Annotated in this window: 20 protein-coding genes and 1 pseudogene; 6 read left to right on the top strand and 15 right to left on the bottom strand. The window is 36.7% G+C overall.

Translation table 11 applies throughout. From position 1 onward, the window contains the following. Positions 1-4 precede the first annotated feature (4 nt). The gene (locus NSQ77_RS14640) at positions 5-454 is read left to right on the top strand and encodes a hypothetical protein (RefSeq protein ID WP_339226774.1); all 450 of its coding nucleotides are present in this window, start codon (positions 5-7) and stop codon (positions 452-454) included. Between the two features lie 45 nt (positions 455-499). On the opposite strand, the gene NSQ77_RS14635 is transcribed toward NSQ77_RS14640, so the two are convergent. The 7 genes from NSQ77_RS14635 to NSQ77_RS14605 all read right to left on the bottom strand — a co-directional run bounded on the left by NSQ77_RS14635 (position 500) and on the right by NSQ77_RS14605 (position 9518). Further along, on the bottom strand, positions 500-664 hold the full coding sequence (locus NSQ77_RS14635) for a hypothetical protein (protein ID WP_339226773.1): 165 nt from the start codon (positions 662-664) through the stop codon (positions 500-502). A gap of 621 nt (positions 665-1285) precedes the next feature. Further along, positions 1286-2581 carry an amidohydrolase gene (locus tag NSQ77_RS14630; protein ID WP_339226772.1) on the bottom strand — a complete coding sequence of 432 codons (1296 nt, stop codon included), beginning with the start codon at positions 2579-2581 and terminating at the stop codon, positions 1286-1288. Between the two features lie 85 nt (positions 2582-2666). Next, the gene (locus tag NSQ77_RS14625; RefSeq protein ID WP_339226771.1) at positions 2667-4190 is read right to left on the bottom strand and encodes an AbgT family transporter; all 1524 of its coding nucleotides are present in this window, start codon (positions 4188-4190) and stop codon (positions 2667-2669) included. A 31-nt stretch (positions 4191-4221) separates the two neighbouring features. After that, a complete protein-coding gene (locus NSQ77_RS14620; protein WP_339226769.1) occupies positions 4222-5658 on the bottom strand; it encodes a M20 family metallopeptidase in 1437 nt (478 codons plus the stop codon). Positions 5659-5679: 21 nt separating this feature from the next. After that, positions 5680-6978: a hypothetical protein gene (locus tag NSQ77_RS14615; RefSeq protein ID WP_339226768.1), complete on the bottom strand. Its 1299-nt coding sequence runs from the start codon at positions 6976-6978 to the stop codon at positions 5680-5682. Between the two features lies 1 nt (position 6979). Further along, the gene (locus tag NSQ77_RS14610; RefSeq protein WP_339226767.1) at positions 6980-8230 is read right to left on the bottom strand and encodes a M20 family metallo-hydrolase; all 1251 of its coding nucleotides are present in this window, start codon (positions 8228-8230) and stop codon (positions 6980-6982) included. Then, complete coding sequence (locus NSQ77_RS14605; RefSeq protein ID WP_339226765.1) at positions 8220-9518, bottom strand: amidohydrolase; 1299 nt, start codon at positions 9516-9518, stop codon at positions 8220-8222. The genes NSQ77_RS14610 and NSQ77_RS14605 overlap by 11 nt, the downstream gene beginning before the upstream one ends. Before the next feature lie 1565 nt (positions 9519-11083). On the opposite strand from NSQ77_RS14605, the gene NSQ77_RS14600 reads away from it, so the two are divergent. Then, positions 11084-11998 carry a class I SAM-dependent methyltransferase gene (locus NSQ77_RS14600; RefSeq protein ID WP_339226764.1) on the top strand — a complete coding sequence of 305 codons (915 nt, stop codon included), beginning with the start codon at positions 11084-11086 and terminating at the stop codon, positions 11996-11998. A gap of 506 nt (positions 11999-12504) precedes the next feature. Here the strand turns inward: NSQ77_RS14600 and NSQ77_RS14595 are convergent. From NSQ77_RS14595 to NSQ77_RS14585, 3 genes are all read right to left on the bottom strand, one after another. Then, on the bottom strand, positions 12505-12708 hold the full coding sequence (locus NSQ77_RS14595) for a helix-turn-helix domain-containing protein (protein WP_339226763.1): 204 nt from the start codon (positions 12706-12708) through the stop codon (positions 12505-12507). Positions 12709-13099: 391 nt separating this feature from the next. After that, entirely contained in the window at positions 13100-13291 is a 192-nt protein-coding gene (locus NSQ77_RS14590) for a hypothetical protein (RefSeq protein ID WP_339226762.1), read from the bottom strand. A 128-nt stretch (positions 13292-13419) separates the two neighbouring features. After that, positions 13420-13827, bottom strand: a complete 408-nt coding sequence (locus NSQ77_RS14585; RefSeq protein ID WP_339226761.1) for a secondary thiamine-phosphate synthase enzyme YjbQ — start codon at positions 13825-13827, stop codon at positions 13420-13422. 130 nt (positions 13828-13957) lie between these two features. On the opposite strand from NSQ77_RS14585, the gene NSQ77_RS14580 reads away from it, so the two are divergent. Next, positions 13958-15262, top strand: coding sequence for an alpha/beta fold hydrolase (locus tag NSQ77_RS14580; RefSeq protein WP_339226760.1), 1305 nt, complete (start codon positions 13958-13960; stop codon positions 15260-15262). Between the two features lie 19 nt (positions 15263-15281). Continuing rightward, a complete protein-coding gene (locus NSQ77_RS14575; protein ID WP_339226759.1) occupies positions 15282-15785 on the top strand; it encodes a DUF3887 domain-containing protein in 504 nt (167 codons plus the stop codon). Between the two features lie 549 nt (positions 15786-16334). Here the strand turns inward: NSQ77_RS14575 and NSQ77_RS14570 are convergent. The 5 genes from NSQ77_RS14570 to NSQ77_RS14550 form a co-directional block, all read right to left on the bottom strand. Beyond that, positions 16335-16937 carry an NAD(P)H oxidoreductase gene (locus NSQ77_RS14570; RefSeq protein WP_339226758.1) on the bottom strand — a complete coding sequence of 201 codons (603 nt, stop codon included), beginning with the start codon at positions 16935-16937 and terminating at the stop codon, positions 16335-16337. A 694-nt stretch (positions 16938-17631) separates the two neighbouring features. Further along, positions 17632-18237 (bottom strand): peptidoglycan-binding domain-containing protein, encoded by a 606-nt coding sequence (locus NSQ77_RS14565; protein ID WP_339226757.1) that lies wholly within the window; start codon positions 18235-18237, stop codon positions 17632-17634. Between the two features lie 131 nt (positions 18238-18368). Continuing rightward, on the bottom strand, positions 18369-19346 hold the full coding sequence (locus tag NSQ77_RS14560; RefSeq protein ID WP_339226756.1) for a DUF418 domain-containing protein: 978 nt from the start codon (positions 19344-19346) through the stop codon (positions 18369-18371). Between the two features lie 173 nt (positions 19347-19519). Beyond that, positions 19520-20254, bottom strand: coding sequence for a protein rep (locus NSQ77_RS14555; protein WP_339226755.1), 735 nt, complete (start codon positions 20252-20254; stop codon positions 19520-19522). A 53-nt stretch (positions 20255-20307) separates the two neighbouring features. Next, complete coding sequence (locus tag NSQ77_RS14550) at positions 20308-20598, bottom strand: ATP-binding cassette domain-containing protein (protein WP_339226754.1); 291 nt, start codon at positions 20596-20598, stop codon at positions 20308-20310. A gap of 307 nt (positions 20599-20905) precedes the next feature. Between NSQ77_RS14550 and NSQ77_RS14545 the strand changes: the two are divergent. Both NSQ77_RS14545 and NSQ77_RS14540 read left to right on the top strand, forming a co-directional pair. Next, a pseudogene (locus NSQ77_RS14545) lies at positions 20906-21109 on the top strand (GNAT family protein); the annotation flags it as partial. Between the two features lie 145 nt (positions 21110-21254). Continuing rightward, complete coding sequence (locus NSQ77_RS14540; protein WP_339226753.1) at positions 21255-21923, top strand: DNA alkylation repair protein; 669 nt, start codon at positions 21255-21257, stop codon at positions 21921-21923. Positions 21924-21928 lie beyond the last annotated feature (5 nt).

Raw genomic sequence — 21928 nt, 5'->3', positions numbered from 1 at the left:
TGTGATGATGGGAATATTGCTGGTATCGCTTACTACTGTTGAAATATCAGCAGCGAGTCGAGTAATTGCTATAGGACCTGGGTCAGCAGATGATGTGGGATATGAATTTAAAACTACAGAAACGATTAGCAGAAGTGAATTAGTTGAATTTCTTGATGAAGTAAAATTTGCGGAGTCAAGTGAGGATGCTCTGAATACTGCTCGTTTTTCTATCGTTTCGGCAGTAATAACGCACCCAATTACGCAAACACTTAAATACAGTGTTGGAGCTTCTCTTGGTTCTGGCATTATTTCTTACCTTATGATCAATAAAGATTTAGGTTCAGAAAATATTCAGAAGGTTTTAAACGAATCTACAGCGGAAAATTTTAACGTTACGATTAAATATGAAAAAGGTACTCGCGATCAGGATAAGTGGTATGAAGCTACTGGTATGAGTATTAATCCTGCGTAAATAATAATAAAAAACAGGGCTGTTATTTGGAACAGTCTTGTTTTATTATTTACTTCTAAAACCAAACATCTCATAAAGAAAGATACTAACAAGAGCACCTATGCCAGCTGTTAGTAAAAGCATTTTAGGCAAATCAAAAATAAATATAACAAGTATAAAAATAAAAATAACTGCAAGTGTTTCAAGATAATTTCTTTTTCTTTTGGACATATTTAATTACTCCTTTCAATTTAGCTTTAAATCGTCCAAAGTTTATAGTCAGCTCTTTTAGACTTATACCCTTTTCAATCTATATAAAATACCTTTATTCCCAATTAAAGAGACGTTCATTTCCGTTGTTTTTCTTGATTCCTTGATATCACCTCCAGTTGAGCTTATATTTTATTCTAACAACAAAAAAGCTTACCTGTGAAGCGATAGCCATACGTATTCTTACTCATACAGCTTTACGAGTAAATCCAATTTATCTGTGGAGTTTTATTACTCCCAACATGTATGAATGCACACAACCTATAAAATTTATGGCTCAGCAGACAACTTTATTCACGATCACATAAAAAACAAAATTGGAAGATTGAACTTTTGTTACCCACCTAGGCAATCAAAAGAGGTTGGGGTATAACTAAAGTGTTTAATGGTAAAGACGAATGATGCATAAACTTAGCGTAGGAAATATACGTAGACTCCTGCGGGAGGAAAGGCATAGGTAAGACACCGAAGTGCGATAGCACAAGGTGGCTCACCAGCCGTCCTAAGGTGCGCGGAGTATATTTCCGGAGCGGATTATTTGCACCTACTTCATAAAAATACTTTTGTCCCAGTCTCTTCGAACTATTTATTCACTAATTTTTGCACTGTCTGGAATAAAACCTCAACTGCTGCTGGCAAGGTTTCCTCATTAATATCAAAAGCTTCATTATGATGTCCAGCTGCTAAATCTGTACCAAAGATACAGTAAGTTGCTAAGCCTCCACGTTGTTTCACTCGCTCCATAAAATACGTAGCATCCTCAGAACCTGCTGGTACATTCGATTCATTAATACTCTCCTTAATGAATGGTGATTGTTCGGCAGTCTCATGAAGAATGCTGGCCAGTTCCTTGGAACAGTGACAGTTTATGCCTTTGCCGACCGTTTCAATTTCATAATCTACTCGGTACATTTGAGCGGAACCAGCAATAATGGATTTCAACTGTTCTTCTAAATATTCATTAATTGACGTGTTTTCTCCTCGTGTTTCCACCTTTAAATGGGCGCGATCTGGAATTATATTTCTGCCTGAGCCTGCATGAAATTCTCCCACATTAATTCTAGTAGCACCGCCAGAATGATTGGAAATTGCATGTATATTAAGGGAAGCTGATGCAGCGGCCAATAATGCATTTCGTCCTTCTTCAGGATTACCACCAGCGTGGGAAGCCCTTCCTTTAAAAGTAATATCAACCTTTGAAGTAGCAAGGAATCCGTTATTAGCAGCTACGAAGTTCCCATGCGGTACTCCTGTTCCGATATGAATGGCAATAAAATAATCCACCTCATCAACTGCTTTGGCTTCCACCATGGATCTCGCACCTCTAGTTCCTTCTTCTGCCGGCTGGAAAATCAGCTTGATCGTGCCTGTTAGTTTATCTTTGTTTTCCGATATTACTGTTGCTAACCCTAAACCTATTGATGTATGGGCATCATGCCCGCATGCGTGCATCTTATTTGAAAGCTTGGAACGGAAACCCTCTCTTTGAGGGACATGGCTGGATGATTCTTCTTCATGAATATCTAATGCATCCATATCAAAACGATAAGCAATCGTTGGACCTTCTTTTCCAGTTTCCATCGTAGCAACAATACCAGTATATCCTTCCGAAAAATAGGAAATAAACTCTTTATTTGCGCCATTTTCTAATGCCCATTTATAATGTGCTTCTGTTTCTCCATCATCAGGTTTCCCCATGCAATATTCTTTAGCCATAACCTCTGACCCCATTTTAAGGTCGAAGCCTAGTTCATCAAGATAGGAAGCAACAATAGAAGCCGTTCTCATTTCTAAGAAGCCCGTTTCAGGGTATTTATGAAAATCTCGTCGCCAGCTAATTATTTTTTCCATTAAATCATCATTTACAAATACACGCACATTGTCAGCTCCTTATGATTAATTGATTAGAAAACGAAGGCTACCACTTAACTATTTTAGAGATAGCCTTCGTTGCACTTTCAAATTATAAAAACGGTGTTACTCCTGGCCCTAATGGTAAATTAAAGAAGTAGAATACCATGATTAAAAGGATCCATACGATTAAGAAGATAAATGCGTATGGTAACATAAAAGCCATTAGAGTTCCGAGTCCAGCTTTTTTATCATATTTTTGCATAAATGATAAGACAATAATTATATACGGGTTAAGTGGTGTCATAATACTCATCGATGAGTCAGCTACACGGTAGGCAGCCTGTGTAAATGCTGGATGATATCCTAATTGCATAAACATCGGTACAAAAATAGGTGCTTCAAGCGCCCATTTGGCAGAACCGGATGTAATAAAGAATTCCAATACAGCAGTCAGAACAATATACCCGATAATTAGCCATATTCCAGTAAAATTGATCGAAGTTAAAAAGTCTGCACCGTTTACGGCAATCCAAATTCCAATATTGGACCAATTGAAATAAGCAATAAATTGAGCAATAGCAAAGATTAACACAATATATCCAGATAATTCTTTAATCGATTCCGCCATGAATTTAGTGATATCTTTCCCAGACTTGATATTACCTATTGTAATACCATAGGTAATCCCAATTGTTAAGAAAAAGAATAGAATAATTGGAATGATACCATCTAAGAATGGGGATGGAATAATCCCACCGTTTTCATTGGTCAATGGACTATTTGGAATGAAGATAGCAATTACTAGAATTGCAATATACACAAGCCCAGCAATTATCGCATTTCGAAAAGCCTTTCCAGCTTTCGAATCATCTTCTGTCTCTTTTTCTACTTCTTCCCCTGCATATTTTCCTAGTCTTGGTTCCACTATTTTTTCTGTAACAAGAGCACCCACTACAGTTAATAAAAATACAGAAACAATATTAAAATACCAGTTATCTACCGGTGTTACAACAATTGAATTATCGATAATCGCTGCAGCTTCTGTTGATATTCCTGAAAGTAATGCATCTGTTCCAACAATAAGCAGGTTGGCAGTAAAACCAGCACCGGCTGCTGAGAACCCTGCTACTAAACCAGCAATTGGGTGACGCCCAATTTTATAAAATACCATTGCTGCTAAAGGAGGTATTAGAATCATTGCAGCATCTGAAGCAATGTTCCCCATAATCCCGACAAAAATAACTGCATACGTAACTAATGCTCTAGGAGCATTTAAAATCGTTTTACGGATCGCATAATCAAGCAAACCGACTTTCTCAGCCAGTCCAACACCCAGCATCATCGCTAATACTAAACCTAGCGGTGCAAATCCAGTAAAGTTTTCCAGCATCGAGGTTAGCATAAATTGTATACCTTCACCTGAAGCCAAATTCTCAATTGGCAGCTCCTCTCCTGTACCAGGGTGAAGTACTGCTGCACCTAACAAATTCAGTATATAGGATGCAAGAATAACGATTCCTGCTAAAAGTGCAAAGAGCATAAAAGGGTCTGGAAGCTTATTGCCTAGAACTTCAATACCAGTTAAAAACTTGGAAAATATACCATCTTTTTGTGTTTTATTTGAATTCTTCATCTAATACCTCCCAATTGTTATTCTAAGATGTTTACACTGTATTTAGCTTCGAAGGATGTACATGTTCAGGAATTGGACATGTATATGGCCGCCTTGCTTTAAATGCCTTAAATTCCTGCTGTACGTTATTCAAGTCTTCCTTGTTATTCAATAAATGTATGGCAGTTAATGACATGGCCTCTGCAGCTCTTAACATGCCTTTATGGGCAAAACTGCTGATGCCCTGGCTTGTCATTTGCCATGTGTGTAATGGTGTACCAAGTACCGAGGTAGCGGCAGTTAGTTGTGCTGTTGGCACAATCCAGCTTACGTCACCTACATCAGTAGAACCGGATAAGATCTTATCAGATGCTTGATACGGAGAAATCGATTCCGTTAAATACTTTCCTTCGAGTTCGCTGCCATCACCGTTATAGCCAAAGCCTTCCATAAGTTCCAAATAGCCTTCTTGCTCGCCTTTGGTTAATGTAGACCACATTTCTTTAGCAAAAGAAATCTCCTCGGGTGTAGGACTATTTGCTCCAGCTGTTTGCAAACTGTTATGAAGTATTTGTTCAAGTGATCGATTCGGAACATAGTTCGAGCAAGCTTTTTCAAATTTGACTTCAACCTCTGTTTCAGTCATTAATGCCGCTCCTTCAGCAATCTTACAAACACGTTTATAAATGTCATCAACTACATCGATTTTCGGTGCGCGGATTAGATATAACACTTCGGCATCTGCCTGAACAACATTTGGTGAAATTCCACCTGTGTTGGTAACTGCATAATGGATTCTTGCTTCTGGTATAATATGTTCTCTTAAATAGTTGACTCCAACATTCATAAGTTCAACTGAATCTAATGCACTTCGACCTAAGTGAGGAGAGTTAGCTGCATGAGAGGTTAGTCCCTTAAATTTAAAGCTGACTTGATAGTTTGCTAGACTGGAAAGGCTCATCACTGCATTTGCTGGAGAAGGATGCCATGTTAGTGCAATGTCAACACCATCAAAAACACCATCTCTTACCATAAATGTTTTGCCTGAACCGCCTTCCTCGCCTGGACATCCAAAGAATTTCACCGTTCCAGGCAAATTGTTTTTTTCCAGATAATCTTTAGTGGCACAGGCTGCTGCGAATGCACCAGTTCCTAGTAAATTATGACCGCAGCCATGACCAATATTTCTTTCCCACGGCTCATAGGATGTCTTATTTGGCTCTTGGCTTAAACCAGATAATGCATCATATTCTCCTAAAAATCCGATAACCGGGGATCCATTGCCATAAGTAGCAGCAAAGGCTGTTTCAATATTTCCTGCACCACGTTCTACTGAAAAACCTTCCCTTTCACATTCAGATGCTAGAAATGCGGAAGATTTATATTCTTGAAATCTCGTTTCAGGATGATTGAAAATATATTCACTAATTTTTTCAAAATCAGCGCTTTTATTTATTAAGTAATTATTCACAAAATTTTCTGTAGCCATGTAATTACCTCCATATCAAATTTAAGGTTTTTTGAACCGGAACACTCTTCTTGGTCTGCCACGTGCTCCTGATTGCACTTCCCCGCATTGTTCGACAATACCGTATTTTTCCATTTCCCTAATAATTCTTCTGCCATTACGCTCCGTACTATGAATCCAGCGGGCTACATCATTAGTTGTAAATTCGGGTTTACCAGATTGGTTAGCATATGCCGCTATTTTCGATACCACTCCAGGGCTAATGTTCTTTATTTTTCCCTTCCATTCTTCCCCTAACTGAATCGTTTGATAGGAAAGGGTTTGATTGGATGCGTCTTTTACAGAGATGGAATAATCATCCTCCACAACAATGATAGACTGCTCCTCATGCTTATGATTGCGAAATCCGAAACGCACATGCTGTTCCGCTTGCGAAACCGTTTCACCATATCCAATGGATATAAGTAAATGAATATTAGCCTGGGCTTTCATATCCACTATAAGAGAGGATAAATCATTCTCTGTCTGTAATTTCATTTCTCCTCTAGTTGTGAAAATAAAAAATAATCCGTCTCCTATTTGCATAAGAGAACCATTCACTTTTTCCGTAAGATGCAGCAGAACCCGTCTTAATTCCAATTCTCGATGCTTCAATTTAAATGAGTAATGCAAATCATCTTCCGCATTCGAATTAAAGCCCGCTTGAAATCCAATTACTGCCATTTGTGCTTTTTTATAACGATTGGTTTGAGCACGTTCGATTAGTATTTGCAGGGAAAGCTTGATTGCTAAATAGGAAGGTTTAACCCTGTATACTGGAATTTCTAGTTCTTTTAACTTCGTATACACTTTTCTCAATGGTGTTAAAGCAATATCGGTTTGACCATTTTCATAATGCTTTTTATGAAAATCAACTAAATCGGAAATGTATTGATATCCTGTTAATGGACTATTGTAATAGTTAAGTCTATCAAATTGGAAAAACGATAATATCTTGTCCATTTTCTCTTTTTTCACGGTATCAATACTAAAACTGTTATAAACCCTATCTCCTTCAAACTGTGCCTCTAATAATGTTCCAAAAAAACTGAATCCATACAATTGCGGAAAACTTGCTCGATCTTCCTCTATTAATTTCTTTTCGATAGCGTAGGAATAATTTACTTCCCCCGAAAAAAACCATTGATCATACGTATGCCCATTTTCTGCCATAATCTTGTCTATTTCCTCAGCATTTTCATACGTGTATGCATCAAACACGGCATCAGGAAATTCTTTTACAATGTACATAATTTTCTCTACTGAGTCAGCAGGTCCAATAATTCCAATGCGTACCTTCATGTTATGCACCTGCTTCTGCTTGCAAATAGTTGACGATGATGGCTGTCCCTTTTGCTAAGTCATCCACTTCTGTATGTTCTTTTGGATGATGACTCAATCCATCTCTGCAAGGAATAAAGAGAAGTCCTGAAGGCCATTTGGCTGCCATATTCATGACATCATGTCCTGCTCCACTATTCATCGAGATATAAGTTAACCCAGCAGATTGACAAGCTGCTTCTATTTTTTCATGTATCTGACCATCCAATAAGACCGAATCATTGTCCACTAATGTAGCAACTTCGACAGTAACCCCATGCTTTTCTGCTAAATCTCTGCAGTAAGCTCGAATATCATCTGCAAAATTTCGCTTTCGTGTATCATCAACACTGCGAATATCAATTCCTAGTTCCACTTCTCCTGGAATGACATTCATAGCATTCGGCTTCAATTTGACCGTGCTTACTGTTGCTACCAGTGGTACTTCTGCTTGTTTATTCACTTCTAAAGCTTTATCATGCACAAAATTGAAAAGTGGTGCACATATAACAAGCGCATCTTTCCTGCGATCCATTGGGGTTGTTCCTGTATGGTTAGCCATTCCTTTCACATTCACTTTCAATCGAACGGGACAGGCAATGCCATTAACAATACCAATAGATACACCAGCCTCTTCCAGAATACTTCCCTGTTCAATGTGTAATTCCAGAAAACTTTCTATTTTATCAGTTGGGACTTCCGCCTTTTCTATTGATTCCCAGTCAACTCCAAATGAATCGATGGCTTGTTTAAACGTTACTCCATCTTTATCCTCTAATGAGGCAATTTCTTCTTTATCCAGCATACCTGCAATAGCCTTACTTCCAACGGTAGAAACTCCAAATCTGGCAGACTCCTCTGAAACAAAACAAATGATAGCAATATTTTTTTCAGGCTTAAACTTTAAATCTTTCAATTGCTTTATTGCAGCTAAGCCTGTCAATACCCCTGCAACCCCATCATATCCACCACCTGAATAGACCGTGTCAAGATGGGAGCCTACTGCAATATTTGGTTGGTCATCACCAGCCGCTTTCCAAATGGCCCACTGATTTCCCGCTTCATCCTGATGCGTTTCCAGACCGAGTTCTTGTGCAATATTGATGAATTGCTGATGTGCGCGTTTTTCCTCTTGTGAAAAACTTAATCGGGAAAATCCTTCTGGAACATCCATTCTGTCCGTTAGGTTTAGTTCTAACAGTTTTTCCTCTAGCCATGCTCTATCAATAGACATTGCCATGTCCCCTTCCAATTACCTTCGTCAAAGCTTCGACCGCCACAGGTAGTACTTCTTCCTGAAAATCAAATGCTGGGTGATGATGCGGGTAATTTAATTTTGTACCAAACAGCATGTAGGTTGCTTTCCCGCCTTTTTCTTGAACACGATTAATCATAAAGCTTGCATCCTCTGATCCGGAAACCCTTGCAACAGGCAAAACTTCTTTTACAAAAACACTTTCCCTGCAAGCCTCTTGAACGCGAGGAATTAATGATTCATCACAAAAGATAGACTCTGTTACACCAACATTTTCAATCTTACATTCTACCTGATGCATCATTGCAGCTGCCTTAGTGATTCGGATGGCTTCCTCATGCATGTATGCACCAATCTCTTTTGTTTCCCCACGTGTTTCTACCTCTAAATGAGCATCTTCCGGGATAATATTACGTCCACTTCCTGCAAGAAGTTTTCCAACATTCACCCTTGTTACACCATCACTATGTCTTGGAATTGTATAAAGATTTGTTGCTGCTGCAGCGGCTGCGAGCAGCGCATTTTTCCCTGCTTCCGGCTTCATTCCTGCATGAGAGGAAACACCTTTAAATGTTGCATTAAATTTGGTAGAAGAAAGAAATCCTTTCACAGTAGCTGAAATGGTTCCAACTGGCATATCGTTGATCCCGATATGTCCACTGTAAAAATAATCAACATCATCCAGCCAGCCTTTTGCAGTCATTGCTCTAGCTCCTCTTCCACCTTCTTCAGCCGGCTGGAAAAGCAATGTAAACCTGCCATTCAGCTGTTCATGATGAGCGCTAATATAGCTGGCTACTCCTAACCCGATCGTCATATGTCCATCATGTCCACAAGCATGCATGACTTGCATCTCAGTGGATGTAAATGCCTCTTGATTCGGAATGTGATACTCCTGATTGGTTTCTTGAATTGGCAATGCATCTATATCAAATCGAAGGGCAGTATGATCACCTGGTTTCCCAGTATCCCATGTTGCAACAACTCCGGTCATCCCCCCATGCATTGAATCCAGCCACTCTTTTTCCACACCATATTTTATTGCTTCATTTTCTTTTTCCTTTAAGTCGGTTTCGCTTGGTAATCCCAAACGTGCTTCACGCTCCATCGCGTCCTCACCTATATAAATCTGAAACCCTAACCTCTCCAATTCCTTGCCAAGTTTATAGGTGGTTACATATTCCATAAAGCCAAGTTCCGGATACTGATGAAAATCACGTCGCCACTTTACTAATTGTGGTGCAATTTGATTTATAAAATCTTTCATTTTATCAACCTTCCTCCTGATTTATTCTTAATCTATAAGTGAAAACATCCATGAAAATTAAATCCATATAAAACTTGTTGCTTTGTAATAGATAAATGAAGGTGATTTATTTTAGTCCCAGCGTCTAAATCAGCTGGATTACTTTACCAAAAATCTGATGCATACAATTTTCATTACAATCGCTTACATTACTGCTTTTCATGTTACTGTTTTCCCAGCAAAGGCAGCATCCCATAACTTCCCGCTTCACATTAATTACATGTAATTAGCCTAAAAATACACATTTCTATTTACGGACTTTTTCCTTTAATCTTCCGTAATTAAATTATGTTTATAGATTATATCGAAAAATTTTTTATCTGTATAGGGGTTTTTAGAAAATTGTTAATTGAAGCCCTATACAGAATTGTAATTCCAAATTTATACAGTAATAGTAAAGCTGTAAAAAGACTTGGTAAAAGAGGAAGTGAATGGCGGTTTTACAAATATGAATAGAATAAAATTACCACGATGAATCGTACTATTAGGTAAAATATAAAAAACTGGTAATTAAAAAATTCAAGGGAATCGTTAAAGATACTCCTTGAATTATAAACATGCAGTGAAACTGGTAGTGGAAGATGACAGGAAATCAGCTGAAATGGCAAGATAATTATCGAGCCAAACGCAAACAGAAACTGACAGCCCAAATAAAACATGTCTTTATCGAATCAAAAAAAGATAAGGAGAAGTACCATTGGGGGTAATTTATGTTCCTCTTAGCACACATAATGAATCTTATACAGAGTAAGTCTCTCAAAGATAATTTTTACAGAAACATTGATATCAAGGTGTGACCGTCAAGTAAAATGAAATAGTTAATGCTAAAATAACTGACACACTTTACTGGAAATTATCTTCCCTTTTTTATGGTGAATTGTAGCCTATAATAACAAGGCATCTGTTAATCATTGCTCTGAGTTTATACGGTGAAGGTGAATAACAAAGAGCTAAAATATACATTCTAATGAATAAAATAATGTATATTTTAGCTCCTCTTAGATATCAGAGTTGTTGAACTCTAACGCACCGTCAGTTTAATAAGACTTCTTTATTTTTCATTATTTTCCGTCTCAATCTTGGTGGTAAACGTAGACATCAAAACTATAAAAACAGGTAATAAACTCCATAAGAAGAATCCCCATTGGTGTGTCATTAAAGATAATACTAAGAAGAAAGCAACTGCTACAATTGAAATATAAACAGAACGTCTTTGGTATCTCTTCACCTTGAACACCCCTTTTTTAGCAATTAAAATATTCTGTTTTTATTTTAGCATATCTTATTCCATTAACTTGCTGTTTTCGTTAAAAAAAGATCGCTGTATAGACGATCTACTTATTCTGTTAAAGCACCAGTTTGTTGAATTAGATTTTGGTTAAATAACATCTTTTCTCTATAAAACGCCACTTAAATAATTGACAAAAAAATTAATTTATGCTATAATTTACAATTATCATTTTATTGTATATAATAAGGTTCTCCTGGCCAGGGGAATCTTATTTTTTATTTGGGAGGAAAATGGTATGAAACAAAATGAGTCCAGTTTAACTTCCTTAGTATCAGCTTTCGGTCGAGCATATCACAGTAAATATGACACACCAAAAATTTTTGATGATTTCATTGCAGACAATTTAATTTCCGAAGAAGAGTTTTCTGCTATCAGTGCGAATATGATTAACGGTATACAGTTTTTCAACAAAGATATTGGGCAAAGATTTAAAGATAATCCAGAGGAAATTTTAAAATGGATTACACAAGTCCAACTTTCCCCAACTCCGTTAGCACGCTCTGCCTATTGTGAAAAAGTATTACTTCATGAAGTTAAGCTAGGAGCAAAACAATATGTCATACTTGGAGCTGGTTTAGATACTTTCGCTTTTCGATATCCAGAATTGAAAAACAGCTTAAAGATATTTGAAATTGATCATCCATCTACACAAGAATTTAAAAAGAAAAAATTAGAGGATGCTAAACTTACTATCCCGAATAACCTTCATTTTGTTTCTATGGACTTTACTACTGAGTTTTCTCATCAAGACCTAGCAGATGAAGGGTTTGATACCAAAAAAACATTCTTTAGCCTTTTGGGTGTTTCATATTATTTAACTAAAGAAGAAAATAAGGCCATGATCAATCAATTATTTGCTAAAGTCCCATCAGGTAGCTCTATTGTTTTTGATTATGCAGATGAAAAACTCTTTGAAGAAAAAGGAATGTCTAATAGAGTTGAAAATATGGTAAAACTGGCTTCAGCAAGTGGAGAACCAATGAAATCAAGTTTCACTTATAATGAAATTGAGAATATATTAGAAAAATCAGGTTTACTAATTTATGAACATTTATCACCAACTAAGATAAATGAGCTTCTCTTTACAAACAGGACGGATTATCTATCTGCATTCGAGACAGTTCATTTTATTCACGCTGTAAAGAAATAACTTACAAATTCAAAAGCCTCTCAATCATCAAAATTTTTGAGAGGCTTTTATTATTTTCAATACGACATATCAATTAATATCTCTTATTAAACTAACCTGCCAGTCAGTGCAACAAGCACAACTTCGTTAATGTGCATAATTATTAGTATATATACATTTTTCTTGAGCATCGATTTTGCAAAAACAAACAGAGGTTGCATGACCGTTAAGACAATCATACACACTCTTCTATAAAAAAGGGAAGTCCTTAACTGAAAAAAAGCGTTGCATTTTATCAAGCAAAAACTGTGTCATCTCTTTCAAGCGGTCACACAAGGTTTATTTTTTATCAAACTTTATTTTAAAATACAAGTTTAGATATGTAGCTAATCTAAGGTTTTTATCAATCTTTTTTCAAAGACCAAAAATTAGTTGTGTTGACAAATCACCGTTCATAGCGTATTTAAAATCAAACTTTTATACAAAGTTACATAAATCCCCTAATCAATTCCGATTAGGGGATTATATTATTTATCATATACTTCTTGAATAGCTTGTCTAGTGATAAGCCATACACGCCCTTCTTTTTTTACTAAACCCCGCTTAATTTGGTCACTAAATTTATGGTTCCGGTTTAAATCGTCCTTGATCGTGCTATAAGGGATTTCAAATTCCTTTGAAGCTGTACTAGCTGTATATATATCTGATAGTGGAAAAGTTGGTTTATTCATTTGTATCAGTCCTTTTGGGGTTGTAGTATAAGTATTTATTTTATCGTCTATATAGATCTAAATAAAACATAGCAATAGTATAGGATTTCTTAAGGGTGGTCAGCTCACTCCCAGCAGGAGAGGGGTGCTGCTGTATGACAGTTTTTGAAACAATTATGTTCGCTGTAGCTTTTTCAAGTTTAATTGTTGCAGTGCTGTCATGTAACCCAAAAAAATAATCCACCCTTGAGTTAACGGCTCTGGTGGATTACTTCTGCCAATCGCTGCCCCCCTTGCAGGGAGCCTTTGCTATTGCGAACCGTTTGGTGTTACAGCACCGAACGTTTTTTATATTGTATGACTATCTATATATACCTTATTTTTATCCTTTTTTAAACAGCTTTTTAATTCCTCACTTTTGAATGATGGCAAATATACCATTTTCGAAAGATTCGACAGGAACATGTTCATAGAATCCATACATTAATTCGATTTCAGCTAACTCTCTTTCTTTTTTAGCAAGTTTTCTTGCTTTATCATTATCGTAGACAATAAAATCGTTATTAATATGATCAATTTGAATACCCCTATATCTTGATTGCATACCATATAATAACCTTCTAAATCCATCATTCTGATTAGTATAGTTTCATTGATACAACCTAGTTAAATTTTTCGGAAATTGACAATACTATTAACGAAAGGTTGTGTTATACACACAGCAACACTATTTTACCCCTCAATTATTTTCACATAAAACTTCCGATTTCTTGGCCCATCAAATTCACAAAAATAAACACTTTGCCATGTTCCTAATATAAGCTGCCCATCAGAAATGATTAAGGTTTCACTTGCTCCGACAACAGAGGATTTCATATGCCCGTCCGAGTTTCCTTCCATATGAATGTATTCCTGCTTGTTCGGAAATGTTTCATCCAGACCGAGTTTGAGATCTGTTTTTACATCGGGGTCTGCATTTTCGTTAATCGTAATTGCTGCTGTTGTATGCGGACAGAAGATAAGCATGATTCCATTTTGGACATTGCTTTCAGCCAATGCTTCTTCTAAGTATTGGTCTAAATTGGTAAAGGATTGCTTTTCGTTTGTACGAATTGAAAATGGATGTAGTTTTTTCCTCAACAAAATCAACTCCTAACATTTCCCCTCTATCATAACTGAATTTTCGTTGTATTCCAAATATAGAACGGAACCTTTTCCATATTGATTCGTATAGCTAAGTTAGAAGAATACTTTTGGCGAGGAGAATATGATGAGGAAATTTCTATTGATCGGATTCATTCTTTTGGCAGGTTGTTCGTCCGCGTCTCCAACAGTTGAAGAGGCTGCACAGGAAGTGATAGACCTTCTTGTGGATGGAGATTTTGAAAAAGTCCATGATGATTATTTCGCTGAAAAACTGCAAGATTCTATGTCCGCAAAAGAATTGGAAGAAGTTTGGAAATCCGAAATAAGTGGAACATTTATGGAAACAAGAACTTTAGAATCTTCTGAAGGGGGCGACTCTTATCAAGTTGTTGAAGCTGAAATCGAATATAGCGATGTTAATTTTCAATTACGGATGACATTTAATAAAGCGCTTCAATTGGTCGGAATCAATATATCTGGCAATGAAGCCAATGTCACTGTACCGGATAGTCTCACGGAAGAACAGGTTGTAGTCGGAGAAGGAACAGAATATGAGCTGGAAGGAACATTAACACTGCCAAATCAGGCATCCGATAATTTGCCAGCAGTTGTACTTGTTCAAGGATCTGGACCGAGCGATAGAGATGAAGCTGTCTTCGGTTATAAGCCGTTCCGGGATATTGCTTGGGGTCTTGCTGAACAAGGGATTGCAGTTCTAAGGTACGATAAACGAACGTATACCTATGGCAGCACAATGTCCCCCGATGAATTGAAATCGTTAACGGTTTACGAGGAAACAGTGGAAGATGCTGTTCGGGCTGCTGATCTGTTAAAAAATGATTCGCGCATTGATTCGAAAAACGTTTTCTTAGGTGGGCATAGCCTTGGCGGAATGCTTGCTCCAAGGATCGATCTGGATGGGGATTTTGCTGGACTGATTATACTTGCCGGTTCACCGAGGAGTTTATGGGAGATTATTTATGATCAAGGTATGGATATGTATGAGGATGAGAACCAGATAGCGTTTGTGCAAGCGGAATATGAAAAAGCACAAGGGTTAAAGGATTTGACAGAGGAAGAAGCTTTATCAGAAACGCTGTATGGTCTGCCTGCCTATTATTTTCAAGAAATGGATTCCTTTAATGCGGGTGCCTTAGCTGCAGAGTCCGAAAAACCTCTATTGCTGTTGCAAGGAGAAGATGATTTCCAAGTTTACTTTGATAAGGATTTTGCGTTATGGCAGGAAATCTTAGCCGACAAAGAAGACGCAACCTTTATTAGCTACCCTGGTCTCAATCACTTTTTCGTTGACTATGACGGACCTGATGCAGGAACAATTGCCGAATATGAGCATCCAGGCGTTGTCGATGAGCAAGTAGTGGATAATATGGCAGAATGGATTCACAAACATACAAACAAATCACAATGATAGAAAGGTGAGGCTAAATATGAAGAAGCTTTTATTTATCTTATTAGCGCTATTTGTATTGGTTGGATGTAATGAGAACGAAGCCGAACCACCAGAAACAGATGAACAGACTACAGAAGCAAATGATGCTGGGGAGCAAACGGATGACAAAGCTACCAATGAAGGTACGGATGAAACGAATCATGCAGCAGCTACTGATTCGAATGGAACGGATGCAGATTCAGAAGGGAATATTGCACTTGCTGAGGAATTTATCGAACAGCTTGCTAACGAGGAATTCGAAGCAGCAACAGCGCATTTTAACGATATGATGGCAGTACAGCTTACACCTGTTGCACTTGATGAATTATGGGTTTCCCTCCAGGATCAGCTCGGTGGATTTATCGATCAGCAATATAGCTCCACCGAAGAAGTCGATGACCACCAGGTTGTATTAATCGATGGACTTTTTGAAAGTGCTGATGTCGTATTTAGTCTCGCTTTTGATAATAACAATCAAATTGCTGGTTTTTATATTCAATAGAAAAGACTTTAGAGACGGAGTCAATGACGTGCAATATTTCGACTTGGACTTTAAAGTGGCTGAATATTTATTACCAATAAATACTGTAAAGCAAGATAACTTAATATCTGAGGGAACTATTATATTGTTCATCTCTATTTCCCAAGTTGGTTTTATTTATTTCCAGTTGCATTGTTTACTGTATTATACTAACTGGCAGTTTAGTACAACAAGAAGACTGATAAAAATTGAAAAATAAGAATAAGCAAGAATTGATAGTAGTTATCTATAATTTTTTGTTAATATAATCACACTAATTGACACACTCCAAATAAAGCGATATTTGAGTTTACTCAAAATTTATAAAAGTAAGCATCAAAAAGTTTATTATAAAAAAAGAGCTTTTTGATGCTTATTTAATTATTTAGCCATGAATAGTAATGAGATTAATGGCAAAGTAAGAGAAAAAGTCCTGTTTTTTGTAAACAAATTTTAAGAATTGCAGTTTACATTACTTTTGCTATTATAAGTCATCTTTTTAATTTTCAAGCCTACTCGTCCTACTAAGATTTAAGCACGATTCTCTTCACCAAAAGATGCACCCAACTGATAAGCCTCATCCAACAATCCTGTAAAATGCTTCTCCTTTTCCGCAAGATCCTCAAACTCTCCGAGTGTATTATACATAAAATGTACGTTCGAATCTTTAACCCCACAGTATCCCGCCAAGCCGATGTTCAGGTGATGTTCCATCATTCGGTCATAATCTCGTTTTTTATATTTTTCCTCTGGAAAGCCAACCATAGCAATCCAACTGACTTTTTGAACGGGTAATTTTTTCGGACCATAAGCAAAACCATAATTCCAGACTCGATCAATATACCCCTTCATCAAAGCGGGCATGCTGTACCACCATACAGGAAATATATAAACCAATGCATCACTGGCTTCAATTCGTTTCATTTCCCGTCTTACTTCTTCAGAGTATACTTTGTTCGGATTATCCCAATCAGCCTCATCCTCCGGGAATACGAGTGGATTGAACTGTTCTGCGTATAAATCGACAATCTCATATTCATGACCTCCTTCAGATAGGCCGGCAGTGAACCTTTTTGTAATGTTTGCTGTGAGTGAATCCGATCTGGGGTGGGCTGTAACTGCAAGTATTTTCATATGATTTTCCTCCTGTTTCTATCCGGTATATACATCTTATAATAAATAATATCAATGATTAGAAGGTTTAACCTTTTAGATGCTTATTTTCTAACTACTTATTACTGAATAGTTCGATTAATGTTGAAATAACGGGATCTGATTAATTCAAATATAAAAAATTTATAGATTCTGAAATGATGTTCTTAAACGAACTGATGCTTTGTTTAAGAAAAATATTGATAATGATCTCAATAGAGGTCCTTATTTTGTTTATAATATTCTTTATAAGTTACTAAATGGCAATAGAATAGACACACAAATTGACATTGATTTTGACACGTCAATTGACAACTAATTTTCATCGAGACTGAGACACAACTAAAGTGTTTAATGTTAAAGACGAACGATGCACAAACTTAGCGAAGTATATTTCCGGAGCGGGTATTTGCACCATCCATGTTCGGACTTTGTTTGACAGAAACACTTATGTCCCAGTCGCTGGTTGAAAAATATTGAATATTTGAATGACAAAAAAAACATAATATATAGTCTATACCTTGATATAACAATAAAATGGCATACGTCAATTCGTATGCCATTTAGCGTGTCATTTAACTAATATGCACCTCAAAGCGGAACCCTTTATTACTTTAGATGCTGATTTTTTAAATCCTCCTGCTAAACTGGTTCCGCCAAGTGATCTTTTTTATGTCTATCTTGGTTTTGATTCTACAACGTCTCCATTTTGATACACATCATAAAATCCGACTGTTCCAGTACCTCCGTCATCCATATAATCTTGACTTCGTGCTCTCAAAGAATAAAATACGCTTCCATCTGAGTCCTCATAAAGTACACCATTGCTGCTAAACACTAGATCATCATTATCAAGGGCAGCCTCTGCATAAGCAACCGCCGATTCTACTGTAAACAACTCTGCTTGATATTCTTCAAGTAATACAGTCCATGTATTAACACCGACAATCCCGTCTTGGGCTAACCCATTCTCAGCTTGCAACCCGCGAACCTGTTGGTCTGTGTGAGAGTCAAAATTCCCATCAACTTCTGTTTCAAATCCAAAGTGATTTAACATCACTTGAATAAATTCAACTTCAAAACTTTCTTGGCTCCCCTGGTTGACGATCGGCTGTTGTTCAGGTGGCCAATTTAATATTGTTTCATATCCTGCTGGTATTTCTGATTCTGCTTGTTGAACCGATTCATTTTCTGGGGCTGCATCTACTGTTTGATTAAAATGAGGTGCACCTACAAGCGCAACCACAATCGCGGGAACTACCAATAACCATTTCTTCTTCAACATCATTCACTCCTTAAATAATTTGGTTGTAATTCAGATATTCCTTTTAGGGATGCATAAAACGCTTACTTATAAACCTCTCTGTTTTTTCACATGGAGATCACCTCCTAACCTGATTCATTACTTTTCCGTTATTGGAGTAACTTTGAATGATTAGCATTGGTTTTATAACGATCGGGCAGCTTACCGTACGTTGCTATTTTCCATATAAATTCCATGGGACCGATCTTAAAATATTGAAACCAAATGGTGCTGTATATCATTTGGATTATTAAAATTACGAAGGCAATGTTCATTAATGTTGTTTGATGCACATGACCTTTTAAATCGAATAAACTACTAGCTGTTAAAATCAGAGCGGTTTGAACAAGATAGTTCGTTAACGCCATTCTTCCCATATACTTAAGAGGTGTTAATAACTTTTGAATCCAATTGTGCCGAAGCAATAGTGTTAAAGTAGTCACATAGAATGCACTTACAAAGGGCGCAGAAATTGCACCAGCAAGATCGATTTGTCCATTTTCTTCCATTAAGAAATATTGAATAAAAAATACTGCAGGCAAGAGGCAAAGAGATGAAATTTGCACGATACGGAATGCTTTTTGATGTGCTGTAATATTTTCAAAAACGCCCCATTGCCCCATGCATAACCCCAGTAGAAACATAGGCAAGATCATAAAATAACTTCCGCCAAGAAGTACGGCAAGGATTAATAGTATGACAGTGATAATAAAGTTTATCTTCGGTTTAAACTTGTAAAAAGGAATAAGGATGAATCCGAAAATCGCATAGGGAAGCAAAGCTTCTCCTAATTGGAAGAATTGATGGATCAATCCAAACATGGATAATACGATCAACCTTTTTATAAACAAGGCTGTACTTTGATCACCGCGATTTACTGCTCGTGTCATGAAAATATAGAAACCAATTCCAAATAAAAAAGAAAAGATAATAAAAAATCGCTCGTGTACCGCATAATTTAAGATTTGGCTCCAAAAATAGTCTGCTTGAAGGGAGGAAGGTAATATTATTAGTGTAATATTCGCGAATATGATGCCTAATAGAGCAAACCCTCGCAAGAAATCTAAAGTATCAATACGTTGTTTCATCATAAACTCCTCCTTTACTTATTGATAAAGCTGAGTAAAGTGCTCGATCAGAAGCCAGAATAAATCCAAAGAACGGGATGACCTTTCCTATTGATAATGCTATGATGACGGAAAACACGGAAACCAACATCAATTTTCCTTACAACAATTTACCGAATAATAGGATGGAAATATTAATTGTTTAGTTTTCCCCAGTTGTATAAAAGCTCATAGACATATTGAGTTGAATCTCTTTCTTTATATTTATCTAGTTTCCCACTTTTCCATAGATTCATAGATACTTTAAAAAGTCCTGACTGTACAATTAAGCGTTTACCTTTCAATGCTTGATAAAAAACCTCAAACACTTTTTCATTAACAAGGTAATCGTCTTTTGCCGAGGTTTGGGTGAGCTCAGACATCTCTTTATCGCTATTCTCTCTCACTTTGAGAACGTCAACTTGTTTGTTATTAGAGCTGCCCGCCCCTTGTTTCCATAATTCAAGCCAACGATCATATGTTATATAATGATTCTTATCTGTAAAATAACTTTTATTGACGACAATCAGCACATGGATACGTGGTTGATAATCATCACGGTCTTTATTGTAGATGACTTCCAATTTTCTCACATAACCCTTTATCCTCTTTTTAACCTCTTTATGTTCCATTAGTTTTTCACAAGCTTTACTGTGCAATTTAACTTCATTTTCCAATTCATGAGCTAACACGTTTGGAGCTATCAACGTAAGAAAAATGAATTTCTTTTGATACTTCTGTTTGATATATTCCATTTGAATTGCCAGCGCTAAAGCATCCCTTCTTGCTTTAAACCAGGAACAAATCATCTGACAAGAATTGAGCTTATGCTGTTTCCTTTTTTTCAACTTTTCATCACTCGCAAACATGATAATTCTATTCTTATCCATGCATATTCCTTTCTGGTTTATCGTTAAGTTAATGTGTCCGTTTGTTAATTTATTCAACAGCATGGTTCTTGAAATATAAATTCGGGATGGTCCCTGCGAAAATCAGCAAGCTGATCCCCTTTCATTTTTGCAATAGTATCATTTTCTATATAAATATCACCTTTAGATGGGGTATCAATGTCGCTAATACATGAAGATGTTGACTTTCCAGCACCGGATGGTCCCATGATTCCTACAAATTCACCATGATCTATCGTAAAGGAAATGTCCTCCAGTGCTTTACATGTATTCGTTCCTTTTCCAAAGACTTTCTCAACATTTTTAACCTGTAATAAAGATTCCATTATTCCTTCACCTCTTTCGTATGTTGTCTTTACAATATCCCTTCATCCTTAAACTACAATCACATGAACCTTACAAAATCCTTAAATACGTTCCATCGCACAAAATTCCTGTTAAGATAGGATAAATAGAGAGGGATAATAACAAGTATGAAAAGGTGGTAAATATGGAAAGACCACGTATCCTTATCATTGACGAAGAACAAGACTTATGCCAATAAATGAAAACAAGCTTAACAAAGGAAGGGTTTTCTGAAATCGAAATGGCAGGCACCATATAATAAGGATGGAAAAGATTTCAAGCTTTCGAACTCGTACCCTGGAGCTTTGAGTTGAACATATTTTTAACACCTTCCCTCTTGTTAGGGTTGGTTTAACTACTTGTGGAAATGAACGTATGATTCGTGTAGGGGAAAAATTAGGTATGAAAATGGAAGCTCGTATTCGGAAAGTTCGCTACTACGCTAATCGGTGTGTTTCTTTAAAAAGGAATGCTCTCTTCGTATCCAATTGAAAAAAAGTAAATGTTATTATTATATTAAAGATGGTAAACATTGGAGGCTCGCCACTGCAATTAGACTTATAACGAAATTAAGTTCTTGATATATCCCGTCAAGGACATATTTTGAATCAGTGCTTTAATAAAGGAGTTGTATAAAATGGATGAAAAAAAAGATACAGAAATAAAACGCTCTTCAAAATCAGAAAACATTCTATCTCAAATCAATAGTAAAACGAAGCTAGGCGACTTACGAAAAATCGCGAAGGACATTAAAAAAGATCACGAACTAGCTATGGAACTTTGGTCAACCGAAGCGTTTTTGCCCAGACTATTAGTAATCTTAATTATGGACAAAAAACTTCTTTCACAAGATGTGCTAAATAAGCTGGATAAGGATATGCAGACTCACACTTTTGATGAGCGAAATAACTTAATGGATTGGTTAATGGCTAATCAACTCACCAAAGATAAGAAGAAAATTGCATTGATGGAGTCATGGGAAAATAGTCCTTCTGCTCTTCAAAGGCGGGCTTTCTGGTATTATCAAGGGCGATTGAGATGGACTGGACAAACACCACCTGATAACACCCCAGACTTGCTATCTGCATTAGAAGCTAATATTACGCAGGAAGAACCGGAAGTGCAATGGGCTATGAATTTCACCGCAGGCTGGATAGGTGTTTATGATGAAAAAAATCGTGCACGTTGTATTAAACTAGGTGAGAAAACGGGTCTTTACAAAGATGAAATAGTAGCAAAAGGATGTACTCCCAGCTATTTGCCGGAGTTCATTACGATTGAAGTTAACAAACGACATAATAATTAGTTGCC

Source organism: Oceanobacillus sp. FSL K6-2867 (genome assembly GCF_037963145.1).
GTDB lineage: Bacteria > Bacillota > Bacilli > Bacillales > Amphibacillaceae > Oceanobacillus.
Note: the sequence above shows the minus strand (reverse complement) of the source record. Positions and strands in the feature narration are given on the sequence as shown.

Bases quoted from the DNA above. Each gene is read 5' to 3' on its own strand.
- NSQ77_RS14605 (WP_339226765.1), bottom strand. From the start codon at position 9,518: ATGAAAGATTTTATAAATCAAATTGCACCACAATTAGTAAAGTGGCGA.
- NSQ77_RS14580 (WP_339226760.1), top strand. From the start codon at position 13,958: ATGAGGAAATTTCTATTGATCGGATTCATTCTTTTGGCAGGTTGTTCG.
- NSQ77_RS14540 (WP_339226753.1), top strand. From the start codon at position 21,255: ATGGATGAAAAAAAAGATACAGAAATAAAACGCTCTTCAAAATCAGAA.
- NSQ77_RS14640 (WP_339226774.1), top strand. From the start codon at position 5: ATGATGGGAATATTGCTGGTATCGCTTACTACTGTTGAAATATCAGCA.
- NSQ77_RS14575 (WP_339226759.1), top strand. From the start codon at position 15,282: ATGAAGAAGCTTTTATTTATCTTATTAGCGCTATTTGTATTGGTTGGA.
- NSQ77_RS14635 (WP_339226773.1), bottom strand. From the start codon at position 664: ATGTCCAAAAGAAAAAGAAATTATCTTGAAACACTTGCAGTTATTTTT.
- NSQ77_RS14555 (WP_339226755.1), bottom strand. From the start codon at position 20,254: ATGGATAAGAATAGAATTATCATGTTTGCGAGTGATGAAAAGTTGAAA.
- NSQ77_RS14550 (WP_339226754.1), bottom strand. From the start codon at position 20,598: ATGGAATCTTTATTACAGGTTAAAAATGTTGAGAAAGTCTTTGGAAAA.
- NSQ77_RS14610 (WP_339226767.1), bottom strand. From the start codon at position 8,230: ATGTCTATTGATAGAGCATGGCTAGAGGAAAAACTGTTAGAACTAAAC.
- NSQ77_RS14620 (WP_339226769.1), bottom strand. From the start codon at position 5,658: ATGGCTACAGAAAATTTTGTGAATAATTACTTAATAAATAAAAGCGCT.
- NSQ77_RS14625 (WP_339226771.1), bottom strand. From the start codon at position 4,190: ATGAAGAATTCAAATAAAACACAAAAAGATGGTATATTTTCCAAGTTT.
- NSQ77_RS14595 (WP_339226763.1), bottom strand. From the start codon at position 12,708: ATGAATAAACCAACTTTTCCACTATCAGATATATATACAGCTAGTACA.
- NSQ77_RS14560 (WP_339226756.1), bottom strand. From the start codon at position 19,346: ATGAAACAACGTATTGATACTTTAGATTTCTTGCGAGGGTTTGCTCTA.
- NSQ77_RS14590 (WP_339226762.1), bottom strand. From the start codon at position 13,291: ATGCAATCAAGATATAGGGGTATTCAAATTGATCATATTAATAACGAT.
- NSQ77_RS14570 (WP_339226758.1), bottom strand. From the start codon at position 16,937: ATGAAAATACTTGCAGTTACAGCCCACCCCAGATCGGATTCACTCACA.
- NSQ77_RS14615 (WP_339226768.1), bottom strand. From the start codon at position 6,978: ATGAAGGTACGCATTGGAATTATTGGACCTGCTGACTCAGTAGAGAAA.
- NSQ77_RS14600 (WP_339226764.1), top strand. From the start codon at position 11,084: ATGAAACAAAATGAGTCCAGTTTAACTTCCTTAGTATCAGCTTTCGGT.